Annotated in this window: 11 protein-coding genes; 8 read left to right on the plus strand and 3 right to left on the minus strand. The window is 35.0% G+C overall.

Features of this window, described 5'->3' with window-relative positions:
• Positions 1 to 119: 119 nt before the first annotated feature.
• Positions 120 to 614, minus strand: a complete 495-nt coding sequence (locus ACEW8E_RS08065; protein WP_373479830.1) for a hypothetical protein — start codon at positions 612 to 614, stop codon at positions 120 to 122.
• A complete protein-coding gene (locus ACEW8E_RS08070) occupies positions 611 to 1276 on the minus strand; it encodes a response regulator transcription factor (protein WP_373479831.1) in 666 nt (221 codons plus the stop codon). The genes ACEW8E_RS08065 and ACEW8E_RS08070 overlap by 4 nt, the downstream gene beginning before the upstream one ends.
• Positions 1277 to 1538: 262 nt before the next feature.
• Between ACEW8E_RS08070 and rpsT the strand changes: the two genes are divergently transcribed.
• The 5 genes from rpsT to ACEW8E_RS08095 all read left to right on the plus strand — a co-directional run bounded on the left by rpsT (position 1539) and on the right by ACEW8E_RS08095 (position 11426).
• Positions 1539 to 1835 (plus strand): 30S ribosomal protein S20, encoded by a 297-nt coding sequence (gene rpsT, locus ACEW8E_RS08075; RefSeq protein ID WP_373479832.1) that lies wholly within the window; start codon positions 1539 to 1541, stop codon positions 1833 to 1835.
• Between the two features lie 106 nt (positions 1836 to 1941).
• Positions 1942 to 2718: a TatD family hydrolase gene (locus ACEW8E_RS08080; RefSeq protein ID WP_373479833.1), complete on the plus strand. Its 777-nt coding sequence runs from the start codon at positions 1942 to 1944 to the stop codon at positions 2716 to 2718.
• Between the two features lie 193 nt (positions 2719 to 2911).
• The gene (gene rpoB / locus ACEW8E_RS08085) at positions 2912 to 6178 is read left to right on the plus strand and encodes a DNA-directed RNA polymerase subunit beta (RefSeq protein ID WP_373479834.1); all 3267 of its coding nucleotides are present in this window, start codon (positions 2912 to 2914) and stop codon (positions 6176 to 6178) included.
• Positions 6179 to 6337: 159 nt separating this feature from the next.
• Positions 6338 to 10234 (plus strand): DNA-directed RNA polymerase subunit beta', encoded by a 3897-nt coding sequence (locus ACEW8E_RS08090; protein ID WP_373479835.1) that lies wholly within the window; start codon positions 6338 to 6340, stop codon positions 10232 to 10234.
• Between the two features lie 178 nt (positions 10235 to 10412).
• Positions 10413 to 11426 (plus strand): diguanylate cyclase domain-containing protein, encoded by a 1014-nt coding sequence (locus ACEW8E_RS08095; protein ID WP_373479836.1) that lies wholly within the window; start codon positions 10413 to 10415, stop codon positions 11424 to 11426.
• Between the two features lie 78 nt (positions 11427 to 11504).
• Here ACEW8E_RS08095 and nusB read toward each other — a convergent pair whose 3' ends face one another.
• The gene (gene nusB, locus ACEW8E_RS08100) at positions 11505 to 12143 is read right to left on the minus strand and encodes a transcription antitermination factor NusB (RefSeq protein WP_373479837.1); all 639 of its coding nucleotides are present in this window, start codon (positions 12141 to 12143) and stop codon (positions 11505 to 11507) included.
• A gap of 367 nt (positions 12144 to 12510) precedes the next feature.
• Between nusB and ACEW8E_RS08105 the strand changes: the two genes are divergently transcribed.
• The 3 genes from ACEW8E_RS08105 (at position 12511) to ACEW8E_RS08115 (ending at position 14666) form a co-directional block, all read left to right on the plus strand.
• A complete protein-coding gene (locus tag ACEW8E_RS08105) occupies positions 12511 to 12825 on the plus strand; it encodes a hypothetical protein (protein WP_373479838.1) in 315 nt (104 codons plus the stop codon).
• A gap of 166 nt (positions 12826 to 12991) precedes the next feature.
• Positions 12992 to 13210 carry a hypothetical protein gene (locus tag ACEW8E_RS08110; protein ID WP_373479857.1) on the plus strand — a complete coding sequence of 73 codons (219 nt, stop codon included), beginning with the start codon at positions 12992 to 12994 and terminating at the stop codon, positions 13208 to 13210.
• Between the two features lie 52 nt (positions 13211 to 13262).
• The gene (locus tag ACEW8E_RS08115; protein ID WP_373479839.1) at positions 13263 to 14666 is read left to right on the plus strand and encodes a mechanosensitive ion channel domain-containing protein; all 1404 of its coding nucleotides are present in this window, start codon (positions 13263 to 13265) and stop codon (positions 14664 to 14666) included.
• Positions 14667 to 14724: the final 58 nt, after the last annotated feature.

Raw genomic sequence — 14724 nt, forward strand, 5'->3', positions numbered from 1 at the left:
GTTACGAGCGATCGCTCGTCGGCTCTGGTACACAGCACGCCTCTGTGATAATTTAAGAGAGTAATAAAGATACGTGCGCGTAGCGTGCCTTCGGCATCACCTTATCTAAAAATCATACTTTAATTCAGCAACGCCATAAAACGAATATGTAAAATATCCTCATGGACGGCGGTTAAATCTTCCGCAACGGTGATACTAACTTCGTGTCCCAATAGATTTAAAGTACGTCCTAACACAAGTAGTGATTGATGTTTTGGACCATCATCTAAATGGTAAAGCATTGTTTCTCCAACACCTAGATGTTTAATCTTCAAAGGTACATTTTGTAGAGACTTTGAGTAATATAATTTTTTGTCAATGACTAATACATAATATTGTCCTGAAAATGCTTGATTGTAAACTTCCTCGATGTGAAAGCTATCCACAGACAATTGATTATTACTATTAAGTTTAAGGGTTGTGAGAATAGAATCGCTGTCATGATTTAGATGAATGGCTATTTGTTTTTCTATAACCGCACTAATCATCTTATCTGTTACCAACCATTGAAGAAACAATATGATACAGAGAATCAAGATCAAACCACGATTTAATCTTTGTTGTAACGACATCATCGATTTTTACCAAATAAATAGCCTTGCCCACGGCGGTTGATAATTAAGTCTTTTCCCACAATATGCCGCAATCTGTTAATATAAACTTCTATAACATTACTTTCTGGATCACCATCATACTCATATATATGTTCCATTAACTGGTATTTGCTTAACACCCTATTAGGATGAGTCATTAAATAACGTAACAAGCGAAATTCTAAAGCAGTTAGTATGACTGATTTTTGACCATGAATTAAAACACTTTGTTGCTCCTCATCGAGTTCAATCCCAAATAGACTAAGTTTTTCTTGGAGGCGAACTTGGACACGCTTAAGAACTGCTTGAAGACGAGCCAACAGTTCCTCAAAATGAAAGGGTTTGCCCAGATAATCATCAGCACCTGCTTTAAATCCATCGACTTTTTCATGCCAAGCATCTCGGGCAGTCAACACAATCACGGGTACATTATTACCAGCCTGCCGCCAAAGTTTTAACACTTCCAAACCTGACATTTTTGTTAAACCTAGGTCAAGGATAACAACATCGTAACTTTCCGTCGTGCCTAAAAATTCTCCTTCCTCTCCATCAAAAGCGACATCTACAGCATAACCTATAAGTTTAAATTCCGCTTTTATTGAGTTTGATAAATCGGGATCATCTTCAATTAACAGTAACCGCATAAATCATTTTTTTTGATATTTTGGGGAACATTCTTTCAATTAGCTGTTGCCTATTGCTTTTCTTAAAATTATCATTAATTTGACCGATCCAATTATATGTATTTTCAACAAAGAAATCTCTAATAAAATAACCTCTTGTCAATAGAGCATATCAAAGTTAGAATAGATAATCTGAATATTCTATAATAAAAACTAAAGATTTCCTTTTTTGAGGAATTTTTTAGGATATATTTAATTAAGTAACTTATATAAATAGAAGATAGTGGCTAACTCAAAATCCGCAACAAAAAGAATCGATATTAACGAGCGTAATCGTATGCGTAACAAGGCTTACAAATCTGCCGTTAAAACTCTCATGAAAAAATATTTTCAAGCAGTAGAGGTTTATGCTTCCTCTCCTAGTGAAGAACAATTACAAACAGTACAAACTTCTATGTCTATAGCTTATAGCAAAATTGACAAAGCAGTGAAACGTGGCGTTTATCATAAAAATAATGCAGCGAGAAAAAAAGCTAGATTAGCAAAAGCATTAAAAAATGCTGTACCTCAAGCATCCTAAGTTATCTTGATTTGATCAAGGAAAATTAAGAGTTATTTGTCATAGTCAAAAATAACTTTAAAAGTACTAAACTGCTTAAAAATAATACTATAAAATATAGGCAGCAATGCAACTAATAGATACCCACGTTCATGTAAACTTTGACTTATTCAAAGAAGATTTGGATTCAGTCTGTAATCGTTGGCAGTCCGCAGGAGTTATTAAATTAGTTCACTCTTGTGTTCATCCCGACGAATTTGAAAGTATTAAACAGTTGTGTTTGCGATTTCCTCAATTGTATTGTTCCGTAGGTTTACACCCATTAGATGCCCAGAAATGGCAAGGGGAAAAAACCTACCAACAAATCTTACAATCAGCAAAATCTCATCCTAAAGTTGTCGCCATTGGTGAAATGGGATTAGATTTTTACAAAGATGATCAACAAGAGCTACAAAAAGAGGTTTTTTGGCAACAATTGATCATCGCTCAACAATTGAATAAACCAGTTATTATTCACTGTAGGGATGCGGCTACTTCTCTACAGGATATTTTGTGTAAATTTATCCGTGAAAAAGGAAAAGTAACAGGAGTAATGCACTGTTGGGCTGGAAATCCAGAAGAAACTCAATGGTTTTTAGATCTGGGAATGTATATTAGTTTTAGTGGTGTTGTTACCTTTAAAAATGCTAAAACCGTTCACAGTAGTGCCGCTATTGTACCGGGCGATCGCTTATTAATTGAAACAGATTGTCCTTTTCTTGCACCATCTCCTTATCGAGGGAAAAGAAATGAACCTGCTTATGTTATTCATGTAGCTGAAAAACTAGCACAAATTAGAGGAGAATCATTAGCTACCATTGCAAAGCAAACTTACGACAACGCTTGTAGATTGTTTAATCTATAAAGGAAACGGGCAAAAAAACCAATTGAATATTAAAGTATCAAAATCAGCATAAAACTTAAAGGGTTACGTCTTATTAAAACTCAAAGACAAAAAATAAATTCTTTTTAACCCCTAACCCCGTCCGAAATCTAACATCTTGTAAACATTCCTAAGATATAGGATAATCAAATAACCGATAATTGACAACTGACTTATGAGAACCCAAGAACTGTTACCTGATTTAATCGAAATTCAACGCTCTAGCTATAAATGGTTTTTAGAGTATGGTATTATTGAAGAACTCAACAGTTTTACGCCGATAACCGACTATGCTGGTAAATTAGAATTGCACTTCATCGGTGAAAAATATCGACTAAAAGAGCCAAAATACTATATTGAAGAAGCTAAAAAACGAGATGCTAGTTACTCCGTACAAGTTTATGTCCCTACATTATTATTAAACAAAGAAACAGGAGAACGTAAAGAGCAAGAAGTATTTATCGGTGATTTACCTTTAATGACCGATAGAGGTACATTCTTGATTAATGGTGCAGAACGAGTCATTGTCAATCAAATTGTGCGATCGCCCGGAGTTTACTTTAAATCAGAATTAGACAAAAACGGTAAAAGAACTTACTCTGCTTCGGTGATCCCTAATCGTGGAGCATGGTTAAAATTTGAAACCGATAAACATGGCGTTGTGTGGGTAAGAATTGATAAAACTCGCAAAATTTCTGCCCAAGTACTTTTAAAAGCTATGGGATTAAGCGATCGCGAAATATTAGATCGTCTTCGTCACCCCGATTTTTATCAAAAAACTCTCGAAAAAGAAGGCAATCCCACCACTGACGAGGCGTTAATGGAACTATATCGCAAATTACGTCCGGGAGAACCTCCTACCGTGAGCGGTGGACAAGCATTATTAGAAACCCGTTTCTTTGACCCTAAACGTTATGATTTAGGCAAAGTGGGGCGTTATAAAATGAATAAAAAACTACGGTTGACAGTCCCTTATAATCTCAGGGTTTTAACCGTAGAAGACATATTATCAGTAGTGGATTATTTAATTAATCTCGAATTTGATATTGGTAACGTTGACGATATTGATCACCTTGGAAATCGTCGAGTAAGAAGTGTAGGTGAATTACTCCAAAACCAAGTCAGAGTAGGCTTATCTCGTTTAGAACGGATCATCCGAGAAAGAATGACGGTAGGAGATCCAAATACCTTAACTCCTGCGGCTCTGGTGAACCCAAAACCTTTAATAGCAGCCATAAAAGAGTTTTTTGGTTCTTCCCAATTATCCCAGTTTATGGATCAAACGAACCCCTTAGCGGAATTGACTCATAAACGTCGTATTTCAGCTTTAGGACCTGGAGGTTTAAGTCGAGATAGAGCAGGTTTTGCCGTTCGTGATATTCACCCTAGTCATTATGGACGTATTTGTCCTGTAGAAACTCCTGAAGGACCAAATGCTGGTTTAATCGGTTCATTAGCTACTTATGCTCGTGTTAACGAATACGGATTTATTGCCACTCCTTACTACAAAGTCGAAAATGGTAAAGTACGTTGGGATTTAGCTCCTGAATACCTCACCGCCGACGAAGAAGATGATAAAAGAGTCGCTCCCGGAGATTTATCCACCGATGAAAATGGCGTAATTTTAGGGGAAAGTGTACCCATTCGTTACCGTCAAGAATTTTCTACTACTTCACCAACTCAAGTGGATTATGTAGCGGTTTCTCCCGTACAAATCGTTTCTGTAGCTACCTCGATGATTCCTTTCTTAGAGCATGATGACGCTAACCGCGCCTTAATGGGATCTAATATGCAACGTCAAGCAGTACCTTTATTACGCGCTGAACGTCCGTTAGTGGGTACTGGGTTAGAAGGTCAAGCCGCACGAGATTCAGGAATGGTGATTGTTTCCCGTGACTATGGTACAATTACTTACGTTGATGCTAAAAAAATTAAGCTCAAAACGAAAGATAATCATGAAATTGTTTATAATCTCCAAAAATACGAACGCTCAAACCAAGATACTTGTTTAAATCAAAAACCTTTAGTGGACGAAGGGGAAGAAGTTGTACCCGGACAAGTATTAGCCGATGGTTCAGCTACTGAAGGAGGAGAGTTAGCCCTAGGACATAATATCACCGTTGCTTATATGCCTTGGGAAGGTTATAACTACGAGGATGCGATTCTTATCAGTGAACGGTTAGTACAAGAAGATATTTATACAACTATTCACATTGAAAAGCACGAAATTGAAGCTCGTCAAACTAAATTAGGACCTGAAGAAATCACCCGTGAAATTCCTAACGTGGGAGAAGATTCTCTCTTAAACCTTGATGAACAGGGTATTATCAGGGTTGGTGCTTGGGTAGAATCTGGAGATATTTTAGTAGGTAAAGTTACCCCTAAAGGTGAATCAGATCAACCCCCTGAAGAAAAATTATTACGCGCCATTTTCGGCGAAAAAGCCAGAGATGTTCGTGATAATTCCTTACGTCTTCCTAACGGAGAAAAAGGACGGGTTGTTTATGTGCGAGTGTTTACCAGAGAACAAGGGGATGAATTACCACCAGGTGCAAATATGGTAGTAAGGGTTTATATCGCCCAAAAACGCAAAATTCAAGTCGGGGATAAAATGGCAGGGCGACACGGTAATAAAGGGATTATTTCCCGTATTTTAGCCCGTCAAGATATGCCTTATTGCCCTGATGGAAGCCCCGTTGACATTGTGTTAAATCCTCTGGGTGTACCTTCTCGGATGAACGTGGGACAAGTGTTTGAATGCCTTTTAGGTTGGGCTGGTGAACATTTAGGCTACCGCTTTAAAATGACTCCCTTTGACGAAATGTACGGAGAAGAAGCCTCTCGTAATACCGTTAATGGTTTGTTAAAAGAAGCCTCTCAAAAACCGGGTAAAGATTGGGTATTTAATGAAAATGAACCGGGTAAAATCCAACTTTATGATGGTCGCACGGGGGAAGCATTTGATCGCCCCGTAACAGTGGGTAAAGCCTATATGCTCAAATTAGTTCACTTAGTTGATGATAAAATTCACGCTCGTTCTACAGGCCCTTACTCTTTAGTTACACAACAACCTCTCGGTGGTAAAGCTCAACAAGGAGGACAAAGATTTGGAGAAATGGAGGTATGGGCATTAGAGGCTTACGGTGCTGCTTATACTTTACAGGAGTTATTAACGGTTAAATCTGATGATATGCAAGGGCGTAATGAGGCATTAAATGCCATTGTCAAGGGTAGAGCGATCCCTCGCCCCGGTACTCCTGAGTCCTTCAAAGTACTTCTAAGAGAATTACAATCTCTCGGTTTGGATGTGTCTGTCCATAAAGTATTAGAGGATAACGAGGAAGTAGAAATTAACCTTATGGATTCAGGTAATCGTACCCCTAAACGTCCTACTTACGAAAACTTAGCGAGTTTAGGTCAAGATGACGACGACGAATATTAAATTAATTAGGAATTAGGAATTAATTTAGTTATCAGTAAACGATTGTTAATTTTATAAAGCATCTGATCTGATAACTTCAAAAACTGAATTACTCATTCCTCATTCCTCATTCCTCATTACTTTTACTTATTATCAATTATTAATTATCATCTACAGAATATGCCTACAGAGAAAAAAAACCAAACTTTCTATAACACCGTTATCGATAAAGGTGCTCTTAAAAAACTTATTTCTAAAACCTTTACTGAATATGGCTCTGCTCGTTGTTCATCGGTTTGTGACAAACTAAAAACCATGGGTTTCCGTTATGCGACTCAAGCAGCAGTTTCTATCAGTATCGAAGATTTAAAAGTACCAGACGCTAAAAAAGCCATGTTGGCAGTGGCGGAAAGCACTATCAAAGATACTATTAATCGTTATGCTAATGGTGAAATTACTGAAGTTGAGCGTTTCCAAAAAGTAATTGATACATGGAATGATACTTCAGAATCTCTTAAAGATGAAGTTGTCCGTAATTTCCGTCAATCTGATCCTCTTAATTCTGTCTATATGATGGCATTTTCTGGGGCAAGGGGGAACATTAGCCAAGTTCGTCAGTTAGTCGGTATGCGTGGTTTGATGGCTGATCCTCAAGGGGAAATCATTGACTTACCCATTAAAACTAATTTTCGTGAAGGCTTAACAGTTACAGAATATATTATTTCCTCCTACGGTGCAAGAAAAGGTTTAGTTGATACTGCGTTGCGTACTGCCGATTCTGGTTATTTAACCCGTCGTTTAGTGGATGTTTCTCAAGATGTCATTATTCGTGAAACTGACTGCGGCACCACAAGAGGGGTAACGGTTTTACCCATGAAAGATGGAGAACGGACTTTAATTCCTTTGGGCGATCGCCTTTTAGGTCGTGTATTAGCAGAAGATGTGATCAATCCTGCTACGGGGGAAGTAATCGGTGTTCGTAATCAAGGTATTGATGAACCGTTAGCAAAAGCCATCGGTGAAGCGGTGGAGCAAGTAAAAGTAAGATCTCCTCTTACCTGTGAGACTGCCCGTTCTGTCTGTCAAAAATGTTACGGTTGGTCTTTGGCTCATGGTGACTGGGTGAATATGGGTGAAGCTATCGGTATTATTGCGGCTCAATCCATCGGTGAACCGGGTACTCAGTTAACCATGCGTACTTTCCACACTGGGGGGGTATTTACAGGGGAAGTTGCTCAACGGATTACCACTCAACGAGCTGGTACTGTTAAATTTGATAAAAAACTCAAAGTCCGTGATACTCGTACCCGTCATGGAGATCAAAAGTTATTAGTAGAAATTGCAGGTAATATTCTTATTGGTGATACAAAAATCAATGTTCCTAAAGATAGTTTATTAGCTGTCAGAGAAGGAGATACCGTCGGAATTGATGATTTATTGGCAGAAGTAATGCCTCAAAAAACCAGATCTACTGAAAGAGTTACCAAAGATGTTTCTTCAGATTTATCTGGTGAGGTTCAATTTGCTGATGTTTCTCCTGAAAGTCAAACCGATAAACAAAGTAATACCACAACTAAGGCAACTCGTAACGGTTTAATTTGGGTTCTCTCAGGACAAGTTTATAACTTACCACCGGGGGCTGAACCAGTGGTTAAAAATGGCGATAAAATTGAAGTTGGTTCAGTTTTGGCTGAAACTAAGTTAAAAACTAAAAGTGGTGGTGTTTGTCGTTTCTCTGAAGGTAATCGAGAAATTGAAATTATTACCGCTTCTGTTTCTTTAGATCAAGCTGATATTTTCCTTGAACATAACGGTAGTCAACAACAATATGTTATTCATACTCCTAAAGGCGATCGCTTTGCTTTAAAAGTTGTGCCGGGTACGAAAGTTCAAAATAACCAGATTGTAGCGGAATTAATTGATGATACTTTCCGAACAAATACTGGTGGTATCATGCGTTATGCAGGACTTGAAACAGGACGAGGCAACCGTAAACAAGGTTATGAAGTTATCAAAGAAGGTACTTTAATTTGGATTCCTGAAGAAAGCCACGAAATTAATAAAGACATCTCCTTATTATTAGTGGAAGATGGTCAATATGTGGAAGCAGGTACAGAAGTAGTTAAAGATATTTTCTGTCAATCAAGCGGTATTGTGGAAGTAATCCAGAAAAATGATATTTTACGAGAAATCGTCATCAAACCCGGACATTTGTACATGGATTTAGATCCTGATTACTTAGCTACGGTGGAAGATGGAACGATTATTCCTCCGGGTACGACTATTACTGACGGTAGTGTCACTGAAGATGAATTTTTAGCGGAATTTGTTGATACTAACGAAGGGGTTGGTTTATTACTACGACCCATGAGACAGTATGAAATCTTTAATACCACTCAGTCTCCTTCCCAAGAGTCTTTAAATAGTGCTGGAGGTGCTATTAATTTACGTCCTGTATTGCGTACTTTCTTTAAAGATGGTGAAAGAGTTAAAAGTGTTGAAGGTGTACAACTTGTTACGACTCAATTAGTTTTAGAAACCGTTGAAGGTTTAAGTGCGGATATTGAATTAATACCCCATGAAATCGAAGAAGATGGTTTCCGTCTGCAAATCGTTGTCTTAGAATCCGTGATGTTACGTCGGGAAATGGAATCCGAGCCGAATATTATCACTCGTGTTTTAGTTACCGATGGACAAGAAATCTCTCCGGGTGAAGTGGTAGGTACAACGGAAATTCTTTGTTTAGAAAATGGCACTATTCAAGGGATTCGAGAAGGTGTTGAAGCCATCCGCCGTATTTTAGTTGTCAGAGAAGATGATAATGTTGACATCGAATTTGATGCTGATATAAAACTACAGAAAAAAGTAGGAAATTATGTTACTCAAAGTGACTATTTAGATGTCGATAAAACAATCTCTTTCCCCGAATCGGGTATAATTACAAACATAGAGAAAGGAAAGTTAACCTTACGTTACGCTCGTCCTTATCGTGTATCACCCGGTGCAATTCTCCATATTGAACAAGGAGATTTAGTACAACGAGGAGATAACTTAGTGTTACTGGTATTTGAACGGGCAAAAACTGGGGATATTGTTCAAGGTTTACCGAGAATTGAGGAATTACTTGAAGCTCGTAAACCCAAAGAACCAGCTTTATTATCTCGCAGACCGGGTATTTGTCAAGTAGAATATCGAGAAGATGAAGCTATCGATGTCAAAATTATTGAAGATGATGCTACTATTTCAGAGTATCCTCTCAACCAAAATCAGAATATCATCGTTAATGATAATCAACGAGTAGAAGTAGGCGAACCTTTAACCGATGGTTTACCTAGCCCCCATGAAATGTTAGAAGTATTCTATGGATATTATCAAGAACATATGGGAATGTATGATGCGGCTTTAGCAGCATTACAAAAAGCTCAATTATTCTTAGTTAATCAAGTACAAGGGGTTTATCAGTCTCAAGGTATTGATATTTCTGATAAACATATTGAAGTAATTGTACGTCAAATGACCTCTAAAGTGAGGGTTGATGATGGTGGTGATACTATTCGCTTACCCGGTGAATTAGTAGAATTACGAGAAATTGCCAAAGATAACGAAACTGTTGCTATTACTGGTGGCGCACCCATACAATATACTCCGATGCTCATGGGTATTACTAAATCTAGTTTAAATACTGATAGCTTTATTTCGGCGGCTAGTTTCCAAGAAACCACCAGAGTATTAACAGAAGCCGCCATCGAAGGTAAAACAGACTGGTTACGAGGTTTGAAAGAAAACGTTATTATCGGTCGTTTAATCCCCGCAGGTACGGGTTATAATGCCTATGATCAACATCTTGACTGGGATGATCCCGAACCCATCGTTAATAATATAATTTCTTATAGTGAACCTTTAGATCAAGATGAGATAAACACTTTGTCTATCAGAGATAATGAAGATGTCATTATTGATGATCAAGTAGCCAGAGTTTTGTCTCCTGAAGAGTCTATTCTTTATGATGATGATTATGATGTCAGCGATGACAATGATTATGAAGAGGATGATTATGAGGAGGATATTGACGAATAGTCAACAATTTTCTAGGGTATAATTAAAAAAATTAGCACATAAAGGGAAGATTTAATATATTGAAAATGAAGCAAGATAAAAATTATTTTATGTCTAGTTTCATCTTCAAAATATATTATATACTTCCTTTTTTTACTATTTATAATCTAATTAACTTATTTTATTATTTTACTTAGCTATGAAAAAAAAAATTATTATCTTAGATGATATAGAAGAACAAAGTCAGTTTTTTTTACAACTACTTCAAGAAGCTAATTATAAAGTAACAATTACTAACCAAGAGTCTCAACTTCTGGATTTAATTTCTAATGATTTTCCTGATCTTATTCTATTAAATGCTAATTTTAAAGATAAAGATACATATTTAGTTTGTAGAAAAATTAAAGTATTAGAAATGGGAGAAGATATACCCGTTATTTTTATTAATAAAAACCAAGATAGTTTTTCCCCAGAAATGATGTTTAATGCTGGAGGATCTGATTATATCAATTATCCTTTTAGTACAACAGAAATATTGCATCGTATTTATTTACAAATAAAGTTAAAAACTATCACAGAAGATTTAAAAGAAAAAACTAATCAATTACATAAATTAATTCCCCATTATCAAAAGTTAAAATTCGCCTTAGAAAAAGCTAAATTAGAATTAGCAAATAGAGATAAAAAAAATCAAATTAGTATTTTACCTTCTCGAGAAGTATTTGAAAAAACTTTACAGCAAGAATGGTTAAGAGGAGCTCGTCAAAGATCATCTTTTGGTGATTTATCAGGTACAAATATTTCTTTAATAATGACTCAAATTAATGACTTTACGGCTTATCAAAATAATCATGAATCAGAGTTGATTGATAGTTGTCTTAGTATAATCAGTAACGTCCTTCAGTCAACCATAAAAAGGCCCGGAGATTTAGTCGGTAGTTTTATTAAAGGACAATTTGTCATTCTTTTACCTAATACAGATCAAGATGGAGCGAGAACTGTAGCACAAATTATTAATAGCAAGTTAGAAAAATTACAAATTCCTCACCATTACTCTGATTTTAGTGAATATCTGACCTTTAGTAGTGGTATTGCTACGGGTATTCCCACTCAAGCCTTACCCCCTAGCGTTCTCATCGAAGTGTCTGAAAATGCCCTCAATACCGCCTTATCTGAAAGACAAACCAATGTGATTGTTATTGATAATTTTTAGTAAAGGGCGAAGGGTATTAAACCTGAAACCTGCTACCTCCTGTTTTCATCGATAATTTTATGATTCTTTTACTCAATTTTAATTTCTAAGCATTTTTGTAAGTTTATCACTTACTTTTCTTAAGACTCCATTGATAAAACGAAACCCGTCATCATCAGAATAATTTTTTGCAACCTCAATGGCTTCATTTATCGCTACTTTATGATCTACGTTTAAAAAAGCCATCTCAGCCACTGCAAGACGAAGAATATTTGCATCTATTTGGGTTAAACGATTTAAAGTCCAATCTACCATGACTTCATTTAAAATGGCTTCAATTTCAATGCGACGACGATCAACTGTACCAATTAATTCTACTGCATATTCTCTTACTTCGTGATGACGAGATAACTGGACAAATTCGGGAATTTCAATAACGCTACCCAGACGATTAATGGCTTTTTGAGTCAGGGTAATAGCATCTTTAAGCATGGTTTTGGCACTTCCTAAATCCGTAGCACGAGTATCACTTTTAAAAAGTTTATCATTACTACGATTTAATTCATCGGATGCTGTTTCAATAGTACTTTCAATTTCTACCGTTAAAGTACGAATTGCACCTAAAATAAGATCATTTATTTCTATATCTTCAAGTTGTTCTGATTTCGCCCTAAATTGGCTTAAAGTTAGTAACGACAGTATTCTAGCAGTTCTTCTCGGTTGTTGACGAATGGACATTTTATTCGATTCTTAAATAGCACTAATTCTTTAATATACACTAAGTAGGTATCTAAAATTAATTGTTTGTTTACTTTTCACAATTTTAATAATAAATATAATTATAAAAAACTATGAATGTATATTATTTTGATAATAAATTAAAAATGTTGAATTTTTGACTCAAATTTGCTAGAGTTGTAAACTTTTTTGATGATATAGTGTTTTTAAACAGTGGATTTTTATAGTGTTTTGATTCTCTGCACAAATCCTAAATAAGCATTTTTACTTATGTTTACTTGAATGTTAAATTTGATTAACAAAATCATCTTGTCAGAGAAACATTTGATAGTCTGAGAAAAGAAGAAATAAAACCTCACAAAGATTAATGAAACATTTTTCAGATAATTGGATTAAAGAATGGTGTCAAGATAATGGTTGGACAGACTTATTTCTCGAAAGTCGTCACTATTGGGCATTTCCTCCTCATGCAGTAATGCCTTTACCGATACCAAAAGAAACTTTAATTCAAATCAAAGCAGAAAAAGGGTTATCTGAAGATGAGAAAATTTGGTCATTAATAGCTGTTACGGTAACTATTATCGCTATTGCTTTTACTTATCTCCTTCACAATCCTATGGCTTTGGTTTTTGCCTTTGCTTTTACGGCGATTATCGTCGCTAATTTTGAGTTGGAATATTAAATTAATAACTTCCAATTTAATTAACGATTTTATCTATTTTTGCTAAAATTAAAAGATACAAATTAAATGGGTTTTAGCTTAATAGAAATATTGAAATGTCACATAATATTATTGTTAATTCTCCGTCAATAATTTATGAAAGAGTAAATCAAATTAAGGTACAATTATTACCAATGGTGGTCATGATAAAGCTAAAACTAATGAAGTAATTGCGGCAGGAAAAGCCAATTTAGTGTCTTTTGGTAAACCCTTTATTGCAAATCCAGATTTAGTAAAACGTTTAGAAATTGATGCACCCCTAAACCAGCCTAACAGTAAAACAATTTATGGTCAAGGTATTCATAACGCAGAAGAAGGATATACCGATTATCCCTTTTTACCATAAAATAAATTTATTTTCTATTACCTTTTGCCCGATAAATATAACATAAAAACTGATGACTCAATGGTTAAGTAATATATTTACAAATTCCCTATTTTATCTAGGAGGGAAAAGTATTTCTTTAGGCTGGATTTTACAGATTTTAGGATTATTAATAATAGTAAGTATTTTTGCCAGAATTACTAAAAAAATCTTAAAAAATAACATTCTTTTAACCTTAAAAATTAGCGACAGCAATCGAGAAGTTATTTCAACTTTTATCGGTCTTAGTATTGCTGGTTTTGGTTATATTATAGTTATTCAAGCCATGGGTATTAACTTAACCTCTTTAGTCGTTATAATTGGTGGTTTAGGGGTAGGAATTGGTTTCGGTTTTCAAGATTTAACTCGTAACTTAATTAGTGGCGTTACCTTATTAGGAGAAGGAAAATTAAAGATAGGAGATTTAATCGAATTTGAAGGAAAACTCGGCTATATCCGAGAAATATCTATCCGTTGTACTGTTATTAAAACTATACAAGGTTCAGAATTAATTGTCCCTAATACTGAATTAACTAACAGTACCGTTATAAACTGGAATTATGATAATTGTCAAGGCAGAATAGAAGTAGAAATAGGAGTAGCTTATGGTAGTGATTTGTTACTCGTTACCGATGTTTTATTACAATCAGCTTTGACAGTAAAAGAAATTTTACATAACCCTTCTCCTAAAGTAATATTTCTTGGTTTTGGTGATAATTCTTTAAATTTTGCTGTGTGGATTTGGGTAGAAAAAATTAACCTTACTCCTTTTATAAAAAGTTCTTTATTGTACGTTATAGAATATAATTTAAGAGAAAATAATATTAAAATTCCCTTCCCTCAAAGAGATGTTTGGTTACATAACACAAAGCATCATGACAAAATTAAATCTACATTTCAAGAGGTACTAAAACCTGATAAATCTATCAGAGAATTATTATTACAATTTAGTCTTTTCGAGAGTTTTAATGATTTACAATTAATCAGTTTAATAGAAATAAGTAGTCAACGTTATTTAGCTTCTGAAGAAATCTTCATTAACCAAGGAGAATATAGCAAAAAATTTGCTTTAGTTTTAGAAGGAGAAATCCATGCAATTTTAGAAACAAATACTACGAAAAATTCCTTATTTATATTTACCGAAGGGCAATATTTCGGAGAATTACCATTACTATTAAAAATTCCTTATCCCACAACAATGAAAGCTACAAAAAAAACAAGATTATTATTAATTAATGAAGAGGAATTTTATCATCTTCTTCAACAATATCCTTTTCTCTCAGAACAAATTATTCAAGAATTTAGTCATCGTCAAAATATTATTAAACTTTGCCAAAAACAATTACAACAAATGGGCTTATTTAAACAAGAAGATATAAAAAACCCTTTGAATTGGATTCGTAAATATTTTTTACAGATTTTTACCCCTGAATTATAAATTAGACTTTCAGAGAAAGTAAAACAGGAATATTAGATTAAACTAAATTATTCACTAA

Origin of the sequence: Geminocystis sp., assembly GCF_041753295.1 — a bacterium.
In the GTDB taxonomy this organism is placed as follows: Bacteria; Cyanobacteriota; Cyanobacteriia; order Cyanobacteriales; family Cyanobacteriaceae; genus Geminocystis.